General features: G+C 48.9%; 7 protein-coding genes. 1 reads left to right on the top strand and 6 read right to left on the bottom strand.

The features are described 5' to 3' along the window. Positions 1-13: 13 nt before the first annotated feature. The 5 genes from G459_RS0124805 to G459_RS0124775 all read right to left on the bottom strand — a co-directional run bounded on the left by G459_RS0124805 (position 14) and on the right by G459_RS0124775 (position 11,403). Positions 14-3,118 carry a SusC/RagA family TonB-linked outer membrane protein gene (locus tag G459_RS0124805; RefSeq protein ID WP_026969985.1) on the bottom strand — a complete coding sequence of 1,035 codons (3,105 nt, stop codon included), beginning with the start codon at positions 3,116-3,118 and terminating at the stop codon, positions 14-16. A gap of 406 nt (positions 3,119-3,524) precedes the next feature. Further along, the gene (locus G459_RS0124795) at positions 3,525-5,246 is read right to left on the bottom strand and encodes a RagB/SusD family nutrient uptake outer membrane protein (protein ID WP_026969984.1); all 1,722 of its coding nucleotides are present in this window, start codon (positions 5,244-5,246) and stop codon (positions 3,525-3,527) included. An 18-nt stretch (positions 5,247-5,264) separates the two neighbouring features. Then, the gene (locus G459_RS0124790; RefSeq protein WP_026969983.1) at positions 5,265-8,282 is read right to left on the bottom strand and encodes a SusC/RagA family TonB-linked outer membrane protein; all 3,018 of its coding nucleotides are present in this window, start codon (positions 8,280-8,282) and stop codon (positions 5,265-5,267) included. 373 nt (positions 8,283-8,655) lie between these two features. Further along, on the bottom strand, positions 8,656-10,005 hold the full coding sequence (locus G459_RS0124780; RefSeq protein WP_026969982.1) for a Gfo/Idh/MocA family protein: 1,350 nt from the start codon (positions 10,003-10,005) through the stop codon (positions 8,656-8,658). A gap of 12 nt (positions 10,006-10,017) precedes the next feature. Continuing rightward, on the bottom strand, positions 10,018-11,403 hold the full coding sequence (locus G459_RS0124775; RefSeq protein ID WP_026969981.1) for a 3-keto-disaccharide hydrolase: 1,386 nt from the start codon (positions 11,401-11,403) through the stop codon (positions 10,018-10,020). Positions 11,404-11,673: 270 nt separating this feature from the next. Between G459_RS0124775 and G459_RS0124765 the strand changes: the two genes are divergently transcribed. Next, positions 11,674-12,843 (top strand): THUMP domain-containing class I SAM-dependent RNA methyltransferase, encoded by a 1,170-nt coding sequence (locus G459_RS0124765; protein ID WP_026969980.1) that lies wholly within the window; start codon positions 11,674-11,676, stop codon positions 12,841-12,843. Positions 12,844-13,044: 201 nt separating this feature from the next. Here the strand turns inward: G459_RS0124765 and G459_RS0124760 are convergent, their stop codons facing one another. Beyond that, positions 13,045-15,486: an ABC transporter permease gene (locus tag G459_RS0124760; protein ID WP_026969979.1), complete on the bottom strand. Its 2,442-nt coding sequence runs from the start codon at positions 15,484-15,486 to the stop codon at positions 13,045-13,047. Positions 15,487-15,499 lie beyond the last annotated feature (13 nt).

Below are 15,499 nucleotides of genomic sequence, written 5' to 3'. Positions count from 1 at the left end.
TGTTCTTTTAAACTTAAAATGTGACATCGAGTCCTAGTGTAAAGTAGCGTGGAGTCGGTCCGGAATTTTCAGGATCCCAGAAATCCCATTCAGGAGCGTAGTAGCCTACGTTTCTCACATTGAAGTACATCCGTGCATTGGACATGTTGGCTTTCTCCACGATCTGTGTTGGGAAGCGGTAGGCAACGGAGATATTCTCCAGACGGATAAAGGACTTCTTACGATAGACATTGAATCCGCTCGCGCCGCCCTCGCTTGAATTGAGCCTCGCCCATTCATTGTTCGGGTTTTCTTCGGTCCAATAGGGAGTCACGTAAGAACTGGTTCTATCCAGAAACCCGTCTCGGTTTTTCATCTGGTTGAAGGAGTCTTCATGTCCCCAATAAGAATACATCATGAAGGAGAAATCGATGTTTTTTAGGATGGTAAACTCGTTTCGCAAACTCCAACGGAACCTTGGCTGGGTATTGCCTTGGAATTGTCTGTCTGCGTTAGTGTATAGCCCGTCACCGTTGACATCCTGTATCTTGTAATCACCCGGGCGAACCCCATATTTTTTTGCCTCTTCAGCCTCGTCGCTTTGCCAGATCCCCTGAGTTTTGTAGTTCCAGATTTCGTCAATCGCGTGTCCTATGAACCATTTGTTGGTGATGTCGTCCCGCTCCTTACCGTTTTCATCATAGTCGCCATAGAGATGGACGATTTCGTTACGGTTTAACTGAAAGTTGCCCGTAGTCCTCCAGATGAAGTTTAGTCGCTCAAAGTTGACGGAGTTCAGAGTGAGCTCAAATCCCTTGTTGTCTACTTGGCCCAAGTTGTCATACACGTTGTCAAAACCAAGGAAATTGGGTAGTGCCCGCTGCACCAAAAGATCAGTGGTTGACATCTTGTAAGCTTCAAGGGTCCCTGTCAGACGGGTTTTGAGAACAGAGAAGTCTAGACCAAAGTTGAACGATTCGGTCCGTTCCCATTGCAGATTCTTGTTTTCCATGCGATTCACATAGAGCTGATTGACCAGGTAGAGCTCTCCAGAGGGGGTCTGGTAGAAATACTTGCCGGTATTCAGATCGGAAAGTGCCACATACCTTCCGATATCCCTGTTTCCGTTGCTTCCCCAGGAAACGCGCATCTTCCCAAAGTCCAGCCAGTCGATATTGATGAAATTTTCATCGGAAAATACCCATCCCAAAGCCGCAGAATAAAATAAGGCTCTAGGATTAGCCTGTCCGAATGCGGAGTACCCATCACGTCTAACAGAGAGCGTGGTCGAGTATTTGCCATCATAGGAATAGATCAATCGGCCCATGAGGGCGTCGCCCGTACTGTATTGGTCGTCGCTGGAGATGATAGGATTGATGCCTGCTCCGATATTGTGATAACCGAGTCGGTCGGTCGGCTCAAAGCCGTTGTTGTTCATTGTGTTGGACCAGGACTGGAATTTCTCCGCGTTTGCCAGGAAAGTAGCGTTAAAGTCATGTTTCTCGCCGAAGGTTTTTTGCCAGGTCAGGATATTATCTACCTGCCAATAGTATTCTTTTTGATTTCTTCTGTTTGCGATTCCTCCCTGTGCTCCCCATTCGGCATGATCTGCGGACAGGTGGTAAAACCGTTCACTGAACATAAACCGAGGCGTAAAATTTGTTCGGAAATTAAAGCCGAAGGGCAATTTTATCGAAGCAAAAACCATTGAATTCACTGTCATCGCTTTTTGGTAGCGATCTGTAAAGCTGATGTTGTATGCCGGATGAGTTCCCCCGCTGGCCTCATCATTTGGCCGCCATTTATAGGTGCCGTCCTCATTGAATTCCGAGCCCCAAGGCGAGAGGGTTCGTAATAGACCCCAATCGGCATACATGGGTGCGGGATCATCGCTTCTCGGACTGATGGGCACATGACTATCGTCGTTCACGGCAAATTGTGTATTCATGCCCACTGTAAGCCATTTGTTCACTTTTCCCTCGAGATTGACCCGGCTTCGGATCGTTTCATACTCATCCCCGATGACGATACCCTCGTTGTTTAGATAGCCCAGGGACCAATAGTAGTTGATGTTTTCCGTGCTGCCTGACAGGCTCACGGTGTAATCCTGCCGGAACCCGGTTTGGAAGATCTTGTCTTTCCAGTTCACAGACCTGCCAGCCTTATAGTTTTCGATTTCGGCTGGCTGCAAGTTGAGCCGTTGGAGCCAGACAGTGACCGGATCGCCCGACGATCCATCGTAGGCCATCCATTCTTCCAGAGTTATGTCGCTGGGGAGATTTCTTGGATCGGAAAATTCATAGGGATCGTAGCCGCCCGCATTGATGCTTTTGAAAACATCCTCTCTCCAGCTCACAAATTCATTGGGACCATACACCTCCGGGAACGTTCCCAATGTCGCCAGACCGGTGTTCAGGTTAAATTTGACGGTTGGTTTGCCCTTAACTCCTTTTTTTGTGGTAATAAGGATGACTCCGCTGGCAGCCTTCGCCCCAAAAACGGCAGCGGCACTTGCGTCCTTGAGTACTTCAATGTTTTCGATATCGTTAGGATTGACATCCGCTAGCTGACCATAATAGATCGCGCCGTCCAACACCAACAAGGGACTGTTACCGGCATTCAGAGAGGTTCTGCCTCTTACCTCAAGGCTTCCTCCTCCTTTAGCAGAGGTACTGAGCCCTACGTTGAGCCCGGCTGCGTTACCTCGCAGGATGTCCTGCACCGAGTTGGGATTTTCGTTTTCCAGCTTGGCAGGATTGACGGAGGATACCGCACCAGTAATATCCCGTTTCTTGGCCGTACCGTAGCCAATAACTACGACCTCCTCTAGATCCGCCATATTAGGGTTGAGAGTCAAGTCGATCGTGCTGAGGTTTCCTACCGCTTGTTCGACGGTGAGGTAACCAATAAAGGAGAATACCAATACTCCATCCGCTGGGACAGAAAGCGAGTATTTCCCGTCCAAGTCGGTTGTTGTGCCTCTGGTGGTTCCTTTCAAGACGACGGTTACGCCAGGCATTGGAGTACCTGTTTCGTCTTTGATCGTACCGGACACCTGCGAATCTTGGGCTCTAGCCATTCCGAGGCTCAGAACCCACAGCATCACCACTGTACAGTAGGTGTAGAACTTTTTTTGCATAGTTTTTTGGGTTAGGTTAATTAATCTTTCCGCTCATTTTTTGGAAATAGGACTTGTCTGCCGAGCAACTGATTCTATTTCTTCGAAAATGACCGAGGGCAAGATATTGAGTCCGAATAATTCCAACAATACAATAAAGGCGAGAATGACGAAATCGATTGCGAAAGCTGGAATACAAGAAAAACCTTTTGGAACCAGCTATTTTCCAGCTTACAAATTATCCAGGGAAGATGCTTTTTGCAGTTTGTACAGACTTCAAAAAAATCGGCTTCAATTGGGGCTTTTCGTTTAAAAAAAAAATTGAAAATGGGATACCGGCCGCGCTGTTTTCTTAGCTATTGAATCGTATTAAAAAAAATAGGCCCCGAATCTCGGAGCCTATTTTACTATTCAAAGTTGGGAGTGATCAGTATCCTTCATTCTGCGGGAAGGCACTTGCGCCACCTTCGGCCCGGTCGATTTGATTTTGAGGAATTGGCCTCAATACGTGGAAGTCCTTGATGTTCGGAGCACCCTGCGCGTTGTAGGATTTCACACGCTCCACCAAGACTCCCCAACGCTTCAGATCCAACCATCTGAATTGTTCACCGATCAGTTCTCTGGCTCTTTCTTCCATCAGGAATTCCATGGTCATCTGAGCTTCGGTGATTTCCATCTCGGCTTGCTTGCCGGGGAATGCTGCTCTTCTTCTCACGGCATTGATGGTAGCAGTGGCTTCAGCAACTTTTCCAAGCTTCAGCTGCGTTTCGGCCAATAGGAGATAGGTCTCGCCCAATCGCATCGCTGGAAAATCGCGGCCACCTTGCTCTTGAGTCAAATCAGCTCTTCCCGGATCGAGGTGCTTTTTCAAAGCTGGAAACAAACGTTCGTCATATCGGCTAGGAACCAAAACCTGGTACGGCTTCTTGGCCCGCTCCTCCAGAGACATCTCGTAGCCAGGGATATAGATGGCGGTGTCTCCCAGGGCAAAAGTGACGCTGGGTTTAGACGGGTCGAAGCTAGTGTTAAACTTACCGCCGTTAGTACCAAGGTTGTTGGAGTAATACACATCTTTGAAGGATGCTTTATACCGGCTGTCGTTCACTCTGTCTCCAAATACCGTGTTGATGGCATAAGGGGTCATCCGGAATCTTTTGAATGGTCGACCGTTTTGAGTGTCCCTTCTCATCCCCGGTTGGGTGTCATATTCCATCAGGAAATAGAGGTGAGAGTTGTTTCCGTTGTTTAGAACAGGGTTAGCTGTGGTATTAGTTTGCTGATTTGTCAGCGGGTCGCGGGTATATTGGATTGCCCAGACGATTTCGTCATTTCGCTCATTGCCAAACTGGTGGACTTGAGCAAAATCAGGTAGCAAGATAAAGCCATAGTCATTGATGACGCTTTTCAACAAAGGCTCCGCTTTGGCATAATCATCCGATGAAGCGGCCTCAGAAGTTGCTTTGGTCATGTAGACTTTCGCCAGCAGGTGTTGGGCCGCGGGTCGGGTCACTCTTCCATATTGCGCAGAGGCTTTTAGCGCTTCCAAATCTGGAATGGCTGCTTCCAAGTCCGCAATAATCGCGGTGTACACTTCCGACACAGGAGTGCGGGCCACTTCCTTGGTTGGCAGAAGTGTTTCGGTGAGCCGCAAATCAAGTGGCCCAAAAAGCTGAACCATCAGAAAGTAGTGGTGAGCTCGGATAAACTTCACCTCGGCTATCCGTTGCTTCATGGTTGCCTCATTTATGCCGGTAACATTCACCGAACGGTCAATGATCGCATTACAGGTGTTGATACCCCGATAAAACTCATCCCAGATTTCACGGACAAAGCCATTTTGGGAGTCAAAATCAGTGGTATAGGTATTCATAAACTTCCAGGAACCGTCCGCGCCATTGGTATAGATGTCGGTGCCAAACTCAGTCATACTATGCCCCCGTTCGGTGCCGTACCAGGCCCTCATGGATGTATAGGCAGCGCTGACGCCGTCTTCAAATCCTTTAGAGGTGTTCAGGTAGTTGTTGCCTATCTGGGAAATTACGTCTTCTTGTAGGACATCTTGACAGGAAAAGGGCAAGGAAAATGCCAAGGCCAAAGTTCCTGCTTTGATCCACGTATTAATTCGATATGTTTTTGGTATGTTTTTCATCGTCAGATTTGCTTTGGGTTAAAACTTCACGTTGATACCGAAGGTGTACTGGACGGTTGGCGGGGTGATATTACCACTGACCACACCCGCGTCAACTCCCTGCTCAGTATCCATGAATACTTCAGGATCGATCCCTTTGTGCACGCTGCGGTACTCAGCAAAGATGAAGGGGTTTTGGATGCTGGTGTAGAGTCTCAAGCTGCTGAGCTTGAGTTTTTCCAGAACATTGGAGCCAAAGGTGTAACCAAAGTTGATGTTTCGGACCTTGACAAAGGTGCCGTCATAGTATCTCAGGGAATTATTGTACTTCGGAAACTCCTGGTTTTGATTCGGTCTCGGATAGAGATTGGTTGGATTCGTTGGAGTCCAATAGTCGATATCCAGGTTGTTATAGCGTCCGGCGAGATAGTTGTTATTGGTGTGGAACTCGCTGTTGATCATCGATCCAAACCGCCCGAAGATAAAGAAGGAGAAATCAAAGGATTTGAAATTGAATCGGTTCGTCAATCCTAAGGAGAAATCTGGGACTGTAGATCCCAGAATTATCCGGTCCTCCGCATTGATTCTCCCGTCTTCGTTGGTGTCTTGAATCTTGATATAACCGGGTATGTCAGAATATTTAGCCGCTTCATCTTTTTCCTCTGTCTGCCAGATGCCGAGTTTTTTGTAATCAAAGAAAACGGACAAAGGCTGCCCGATGAATCGGCCTGCACCAATATCGTCGCCATTGGGAAGGGAAAGGATCTCTTCTCGGTTACGGGTAAAGATAAAGTCCGTCTGCCATACAAAGTCGCCTTTCTCGATGTTCAGTGTGGAGATTGTTGCCTCTATTCCTCGGTTCTGGGTCTCGCCGATGTTGGTAATGAAACCACCAAATCCGGTGGAGTTAGGCAAAGGCTGAGGAGCAAGCAGGTCTGAGGTGTTGGTGACGTAGTATTCCAGAGAGCCAAAGATGCGGTTTTTGAAGATAGAGAAGTCCACACCGGTGTTGAAGGTTGTTGAGGTTTCCCATCTCAAGTCTGGATTGCCGATGGAAACAGGCCGATAGCCAAATGCCGCAGTATTGTCCCATGCATAGCTGGTTCTCCCCAGCAGCGCTTGGGTTTGGTACGGGTTGATTGCCTGATTACCGATGGAGCCATAACTTACCCTTAACTTCAGTTGGTCTATCCAAGAGGAGTTTGCTAAAAAATTCTCCTGATTGACATTCCAAGCCAAGGCAACTGAAGGGAAGTAGCCGAACTTGTTATTTTCACCAAACTTGGAACTGCCGTCCGCCCGGATAGTTCCGGTGAGCAGGTATTTCCCTTTGTAGCCATAGTTCACACGCGCCATGTAGGACAGCAAAGACCATTCTATCAAGTTGGTGTTTGCGCCCGTGATTTGGGAAGCGTCTCCGAGTCTGTGATATAGTTGAGAAGGATCGGGAATTCCCAATACACTAATGCTTGTTTCCTCACGCTTGTCTTTTTGGAAAGACTGGAGTACGTCGACTTTAAAATTATGATCCTGCCCAAAGATCTTTTGGTAGGTCAGGATGTTTTCGATCGTGTAGTTAAACTCAAATCTTTCGTCCACGCTTCCGGTTGGGGCGGCACCGCGTCGGGCATTGGTCTGAGATCCAGTGAATCGGCCACTCCTTCTCACGTTGAAGTCAGGTCCCAAGACCAGTCGGTACGTCAAGCCCTTCGTGATCTCCCAGTTTAAGAAGATGCTGTTAAATATGCGGGTCCTGAAGGTCTCATCAACCTGAGCGCCCGGTACGACTTCTGCAAAAGGGTTGGTCCTCAATCCATCCTGAGTAGGGAGGAAGATTAGATTTCCTTCGTCATCGTAAGGTTTGCCCAGCGGGTTTTCTGCAAGTGCGCCACCGATTGGGTTGAAGTTTTCACCGTTTCTTTCACTATAGGTGACCAAAGTGGAGGTTCCTATCTTGACCTTTTTGTTGAGCTGATGATCCAGGTTGATACGAAAGGTATACCGGGTAAAATCCTGATTCTGAATGATACCCACATCCTTGAAGTAGTTGCCGGACACGAAGAAAGTGGTCTTGTCACTCCCGCCACTGACACCGACTTGATAGTTTTGGATACTTCCCTTTTGCATCAGACCGGCGACATAATCTGTACTGCGGCCCAGTCCTATGCTTTCCATCTCTACTGGTTCAAAGATCTTGGCATCATCAGCTTCCGTCCCAGGTCCCGCAGGATAGGTTCCGACAGTTCTTCTGGACTCTCTCTTATATTCTGCAAACTCAGGACCGTTAAAGACGTCTATTCTTCCCATCTCGTCATTGATTCCGTAATAAGCATCCAGAGAAACAACTGTTTTTCCAACGTTTCCGCGCTTGGTGGTGATCAGAACGACACCGTTAGCTCCTCTTGACCCATAGATCGCTGTAGAGGATGCGTCCTTCAGTACTTCCATGGAAGTGATGTCGCTTGGGTTGATGTCGCCGATACCGCCCGCTGTGGGGATTCCATCCACTACATAAAGTGGCTCGTTGGAGGCGTTGAAGGATCGACGTCCACGGATACGAACCTGGGGAGCTGAGCCTGGCTTAGAACCGGCTTGTGTTACATCCACACCGGCAGCTCTTCCCTGCAAGGCTTGGCGAGCATCCGTAATGGGGAGTTCCTGGATTTCTTTGTTTCCCACTGAGGAGATCGCACCGGTCAACTGGCTCTTTTTCACGGTGCCATATCCGACTACAACAATCTCTTCCAAATCAGCCAGGTCAGGATTGAGGTTGACATCAATACGGCTGCGATTGCCGATCGTCTCCTCGAGGGGAGTGTATCCGATAAATGAAAAGACCAGCACGCCATCGGCTGGACCTGAGATGGAGTACTTTCCATCTAAATCTGTGGTGGTTCCTGTGGTGGTTCCTTTCAGGAGAATCGTCACACCGGGTAGGGGTGAGCCGGTTTCGTCTGAAACGGTGCCACTGACTGGAGCATCCTGTGCTTGCGTATAGCCTACGCTAAGCAACAAGAGCAACACCACCGAGAGGTAGGTGTAAAACTTTGTACGCATAGTAAAATGGGTTATTGTTAAAAGATAGAATAGGTAAATTATTAGGTTATTCTTTGATAAATGATGAGCGGAAAATACCTGTCATTTTTCTCGATAAAAGGTAGATAGAAGGTGGATGTTGATCAAAATCCCAAAGGTTCTATTTACGAAATCGATTGCACACGAAAAGTCCTTCGTTACCATACTTCAGTATTTTATTGATTTGACTTTCAAACAGTGATTCTATTGAACAATAGTTAACAAAATCGTGGATTTTTTAAGGGGTTATTAAAAAACGAACGAGACAGTTTGTATGGAAGCTAAAAAAAACACCTGCCTTCGATTCGAAGACAGGTGTTTGGTGAAATAAGAAAACCAATTTTTACTTAGCGAATCAAATCTTTGGAGGCTCCCAACCCTTTTCATATTCTCTAGTCCAGAGTGCTTTTCCTTTTTCGGAGTTTTGAATGTGGCCGTTTTTTGGGTCGCAGATCAGGGATTCTCCTGTTCGGCTGCTGATGTTTGCCAAGTGGCAAAGAAGCGTAGACACAGCGCCTTCTTCGATGTTGGAGTTTTGCTTTTCAAGGCCACGGACGGCATTGAAGAAATTGACAATATGCGTCGTACTCATGTCTCCGCCGCCTCCAAGCTGGGTGCCGCCTTCAGAGCCGCCGCCCATATTTTCCTTCACCAACTTGCCGCTACGGTCAAACTGCTTGTATCCCCCGCGGTCCACATAGACAGAGCCATCGGTGCCGTAGATGATGGTTCCCCGGTCCGTGCCATAGGTTTTGTACGCATTTCGGCTTTTTCCATCCCACTGGATGACCTTGTTGTCGCCGAATTTGAAGGTCGCATCCATCGTGTCATACATCGTCCAGCCGTCCTCAGCGAAGTGACGCTTGTCAGCAATCACGCTTACCTCGCTTGGATAGTCCACCTGCAGTGCCCAGCGGGCCACGTCGAGTTCATGGGTGGCGTTGTTGCCGGTCTCGGCAGTGCCGTAGTCCCAACCGTACCAGTGCCAGTTGTAGTCCCAGGTATCGTGCATGTAAGGCTTTCGCGGAGCTGGTCCTTGAAACAGATCCCAATCCAGTCCCGTCGGAGCGGCTTGAGCTACCGGCTTTGGCACTTCTCCGCGGTTGTTGCTGTAGAAGGCTTTCGCCATGAAGGCTTTGCCAATCGCACCATTGTGAATCGCTGCGATGATCTCGCGGCTTTCGGGAGCTGAGCGCTGCTGATTTCCCATCTGCACGACTTTGTTGTATTTCTTTTGCAAAGCGATCAGCAATTCGCCCTCGCGGGGATTGTGGGAGCAGGGCTTTTCTACATACACGTGCTTGCCGCGTTCCAATGCCAGCCAAGTGCCCGGCGCATGCCAGTGATCCGGTGTTGCATTGATCAGCACGTCCACATCTTTGTCCTCGAGCACTTTCATGATGTTCTGCTCCAGTTTGGGTGCGTAGCTGATGTGCTTTTCGAAATTTTTAGCTGCTTTTGGCATCTGGGATTGCATCGCATCGCAGAGATAGAGCAGGTTGACATTGCTGGAGGCCAGCCCGATCGGCTCATAATACGCTCCGAGTCTTCTTCCCAAACCTGCAATTGCGATATTCAGACGCTCGTTGGCTCCGATGATGCGGGCGTAGGATTTTGCCGAAAAGCCAACAGAGCCCAAGGCAGAAATACCAAGCGTCGCAGCGGCACTTTTCTTAATAAAATCTCTTCGATTCTGTTGGCTCATGGTCGTTCTGGGTTATTTCAGTGATTTGATTTTGATGTTTTTAAAGCTCACATTATCTCCGTGATCCTGCAAGAGGATGTGTCCTTCGGCGGCTTCGCCAAAGTTTTCCCACTTCTGGTATTTAGACTTGGCGACCAAGTCTCTGTACTCCTGCGAACCTCTTACATACTCGACCACTTTTACGCCGTTGAGGTAATGCTCCACACGGTTGTCAGGATAGACCACCACGCGTCCCTTGTTCCATTCGCCGATTGGCTTCATGAATCTTGGCTGCTTGCTCGACGTGATCAGGTCATAAAGTGAAGAAAGCGTCCGGTTGCCGGCGATACCCATCTTGGCATCTGGATGATTTTCGTCGTCCAGCACCTGATATTCCAGGCCGATAGCCGAACCTGTATTTCCTTCGGAAAGTGTCACAAAGTACTTCACGCCGCTGTTTGCTCCTTCGGTCAATTTGAAGTCAAAGGAAAGATCGAACGCAGCATATTTGTCGACCGTCACGATGTCACCTGCATTGGTAGACTCGCTGCCGTCAGTCTTGGCGATGGACAACACTCCGTCATTCACTGTCCAACCGCTGCTCGGGAAGCTGTCGGACTTGGCGCTTCTCCAGCCCGAGCCATCTTTTCCGTTGAAAAGAAGCTTCCAGCCTTTTCCTGTTTCGTATTCCGTCAGGGCGTTGTCGACGGTACTTACGACATAGATGTCTTTGCTGAAGGCTTGAGGCTGAAGGTTTTCAGTTTGAACCTTCACGTTTTTGAAATAGGTCTTTCTGCCGGCCTCGGTAGAGTCACGTACACTGTGCACCTGCAGGCCGATAAAGCCCGTCTTGTCCATGTCATCTACCACATAGGCGACTTCCTGTCCGTTGAGCCAAGTCTTGATCTCGTTGCCGATGGCTTCGATGCGGTAGTGGTTGTATTCGCCAAGCTTGAAGGCGGATTTTGCCTCAGGATTCAGGTCGAGGGGGTACAGCCAGCCTCTTCGGGCTTCGTCATAGATGCCCGCAGACCAGGCTCTCTCCGATGGATCGGCTTCGACTTGGTAGCCAAAGACCATCCCTTTGCCTTCTCTGGCGGCTGGGTCAAACTGTCCACGCGCCATTACACCGGAGTTGGAGGTCGTGTGTTCGACTTTCAGATCCAGTTCCAGGATGAAGTCACCGTAGGTTTCCTCGGTTACCAAAAAGGTATTTGGAGATCCCGCTACGGAAGTTCCGACGATTTCGCCGTCTACTACTTCGAAGGTTGCGGTGCCGGCGATTGCTTTCCAGCCAGTGAGATCTTCACCGTTGAAAAGATTTTTCCAGCCATCTTCCGCTTCCACAGCGGGTTTGGAGCAGCTGATCAGGGCTAATGTTGAGAGAAAGAAGAGACTCTTTCTGAGGGGATGGTTCATTTATTTTTGGGTTATGGATTTGTGTTAAAATTCCAGATAAATGACAGCAGGGACAACCCGCCGGAAATCCAAGTTACGGAAACGATTGCGAGATGCGTAAAGAAAGGGATAGATGGTTTGAAGATCTAAAAAGTGGTAAGAAGCAAGGTCTGTAAGCAGAGAGGAAAATGGAAACGAGTCAATATGCACCAGGCTGCGAAACGTCGCCCGTTGCTGGATTTAATCTCTTTCGAAGAACCGAACTCCCACCGCCCTTGCTTACTTTTGCGCATGCTTGATTTTAACGTAAAAGGGAAAGTGTTCATCACCTGCAAGGATCGCTCGGTGAGTTACTTGGAAAAGGAAGTAAGGGAACTGGGTTTTGTGCCGACCTCGGTCATGCGAACGGGGCTTGAGCTCCGCGCCAGCATGGAAGATTGCATGGACCTCAACCTGCACCTGCGCACAGCCTCCCATGTACTGTATGAGCTGAAATCTTTTTACCTGCAAAATGCAGAGGACATCTACCGGAAGTTCAAAGCAATCCCCTGGGAAGAATATCTCGACGTCGACGGGTACTTTTCGGTGAATTCTGTCGCCGAAAACGAATCCATCACCACACCGCTCATAGTGAATGTGAAAGTAAAAGACGCCATCGTCGACCGCTTCCGTGAGCAAAAAGGCAGAAGGCCCGACTCGGGTTCAGACTTTGACGGTCTGGTGATTCAGGTGTATTGGAAAGAAACACAGGCGTCAGTCTACCTCAACACCTCCGGCGAGACCTTGGCCAAGCACGGCTATCGCAAGATTCCCGGCAAGGCGCCGATGATGGAAGCCCTGGCAGCAGCGACGATCTATGCGACGGAATGGAATACACGTGTGCCTTTTATCAATCCGATGTGCGGATCAGGGACTTTGGCTATCGAGGCGGCATTGATGGCGACCAAGCGCTATCCGGGATTGTACCGCGATCATTATTCCTTCCAGCATATCTTGGGCTATAACGAGGAGGCCTTTTTGGCAAAAAAGAAAAAGCTCGAAAGCAAGATCGTGGAGGCGACAGAAGTGAAGATCATCGCTTCGGACATTTCCTTACAGGCTATCTCTTTTGCGCAGGAAAATGCCGCGTACGCAGGCGTAGATCACATGATCGAGTTCCAAACCTGCGACTTTGCCGAGACTGAGATCCCGGAAAAGCCCCGTGGCGTGATCATGTTCAATCCTGAATATGGAGAGCGCTTGGGTGAAAACGACGAACTCGAAGTAACCTACAAGCGGATGGGGGACTTTATGAAGCAAAAATGCGCTGGATACCGTGGCTATATATTCACAGGAAATCTAGAGCTGGCCAAGAAGGTCGGCTTGAAAGCCAGCCGTCGGATAGAGTTTTGGAACGGGACGATCGACTGTCGCCTGCTCAAATATGAATTGTTTGAAGGAACGAGAGAGCCGAGGGGGTAGGAGCCGGTTTTCAGTAGGTAGTTCGCAGCCGCGCAGGAGGCAATCGGAGCTCAGTGAGCAGTTCTAGGTTTGTCAGGTTGAGCAGCCTGTCCCGGTCCGCCGCGGCGGATCGGGAGAGTCGAAACCATTTTCAGTTTGCAGTGTTCGGTTGCAGTTGCATCTTTAAGTGCCTCCAATTTCGGTTTTTTCTTGGCGCTTAGCTTACTCCTGTTTAAGCGCATTCACAGGGTTTGCTATGGCCGCCCGTATCGTCTCATAGCTGACGGAAGCCACTGTCAGCAGCACCACCAGCAATATGGCCAAGAAGAAAATGAGCGGACCCAACTCTACTTGATAGGTAAAGTCCTCAAGCCAACTTTTCATCGCGAACCAAGCGATAGGTACGGCAACCAGACATGCAAAAGCCAGTAGTTTAAGAAAAGTGGTAAACATCAGCCAAAAGATCCCCGGCACTCTGGCCCCTACTACTTTACGAACCGCAATCTCCTTAGAACGCCGCCTCGCCATATATGATGATAAGCCAAATAAACCTACACTGGCTATCAGGATGGACAAAAGTGAAAATGTCTTTGACAGGTTAACCATCCTGGTCTCAGATTCATACATCGATTCAAATTCCTCACTCATAAACCAGTGATCAAAGCCGTCTTCTGGCAATACTTGCTTCCAGATCTTTTCCAGATTGGCAATCTTTTCTTGGTACATGCCCGCTGGTAGTTTCACATAAACAATCTGATCAATCGGGTCAGGATGAGCGTTGATCACCGCAGGGCTAATGCTGTGCCGAAAGGACTGGTAGGGAAAGTCACGCACCACGCCGATAACCACTCCGCTCTTTTTGTTATTGGATTCATCCCAGGAGGGCTTGATTTGAAGCGACAACCCTAAAACTTTTTCTATCGGTAGATTCAATGCTTTTACAGCACTTTCATTGAGTAAGTAAGCATTTGAATCGGCCTGATTACCACGATCAAATCCACGTCCGGCGATTAGCTCGAGGTTGAACGCCTCTGGAAAATCATAATCGCCAAACAGTGCAGACCATTCATAGGGCTGCTCGTCCAGTTCGGGAAAATCGACATGATGTTGCAATGATCCAAAGTAGTCCTGAATTGGCAGGTGATTGGCCATCGTTACCACCTGCAGTTGGGGGTCTTCCTGGATGCGACTCTTTAGAATCTGGTATTTGTCCAGCGAAGCGACACCGGACCAGCGAATGGACAGCATCTGGTCACTTTTCTGGCTAAGTGCCGAGCTGCGGATGAAATTCAGCTGTTGGATCATCACTCCTGTCGCAACGATGAGCAGGAGCGTAACCGCATACTGCAACATGATTAAGCCCTTTCGGAACAAACCCGAACTGCCGCTTACAAACCGGGTGTTTTTCAGTACAGAAATCGGCCGTAAGCCAGACAGGTAGATTGCAGGATAGCTGCCCGCCAGCAACCCAACCAGTACGGTGGTGCCCAGCAGGACAAAAATCAATTGACCTTGCAGCAGATGATTAAACGTGAACTGACGGTCGGAAATTGAATTGAATATGGGCAACAGCAAGGCCACCAACAGCAATCCAACCAGAAGCGCGGCAAAAGAGGTCAACAGGGACTCTCCCAAAAATTGTCCTATCAGTTGCCAACGTCTGCCGCCCATAACCTTTCGAAGACCAATCTCCTTAGCCCGCCATACAGCCCTTGCCGTTGCCAGATTGGTATAATTGATAGCAGCCATTACCAAAACCAGCAACGCTGTGCAGGCAAAGATGTACAGATACTTGATATCGGCTCTTGGTATTCCATCGATGTTGAGTTCCTCATCAAAATGGAGATCCTTTAGGGGAAGCAGGAAAGGTTCTGTGAAACGATCAACCTCTTTCGGTAAATGCGTTTGAATCATTTTTTCGAATTCATCAACCAGCGAGGTGACATTCGCCTGATCGGTTGTCCGTACGTAGGAGTTGAACCACCCATAGTCGGCACCCCAGTTCTGTTGCCAACTCTGCTGCTCTGCAAATAGATCCATACTCAAGAGGTAGTCTGGCCGGATGTGGGAATTTTGCGGATAATCCTTCATCACACCTGTTACCTTCAAGGGCGTGTACTTGTCAGGACTCAGGAAAACATGTTTTATCTCCAATGTTTCGCCTACCGGGTTCTGGCTGCCAAACAACCGTGCAGCTGCCGTTTCACTCAGCACGACACTTCGGTTGTCTTGAAAAGCAGTAGCCGGATTTCCGTGAGTCAGCGAAAAATAAAACACGTCTTTGAAATCGGGTGTGACACAAAAAAACTGTTCTGAGAGCACAATCCGATCGACTTCGGAATTGCGAAATGAAGCCGGAAATCCCGGTGAGAGCATTTGCGTTGCCGACTTGACTTCCGGAAATTCATCCTTCAGGGCTTGCACCCACGCGCCCGGCGCCATCACCGTGGCTGACTGCATCCCGTTATACTTTCCCTGGGCTCCCAGCACATAGATATTGTCGGCGTCGGGGTGGAATCGGTCAAAGCCGTACTCATCGATAATAAACAGAAAGATAAAAGCAGCACTGGCCAGTCCCACGGCAAGACCAATGACGTTGAGCAGGGTAAACCCTTTCTGGCGTTTGAAATTGCGCAGCGCTATGCGGAGATAGTTTCGAATCATACGTCAAGGGAAA

It is taken from the genome of Algoriphagus terrigena DSM 22685 (genome assembly GCF_000429445.1).
GTDB classification, from domain to species: domain Bacteria; phylum Bacteroidota; class Bacteroidia; order Cytophagales; family Cyclobacteriaceae; genus Algoriphagus; species Algoriphagus terrigena.
This window is presented reverse-complemented; position numbering and strand designations above follow the sequence as displayed.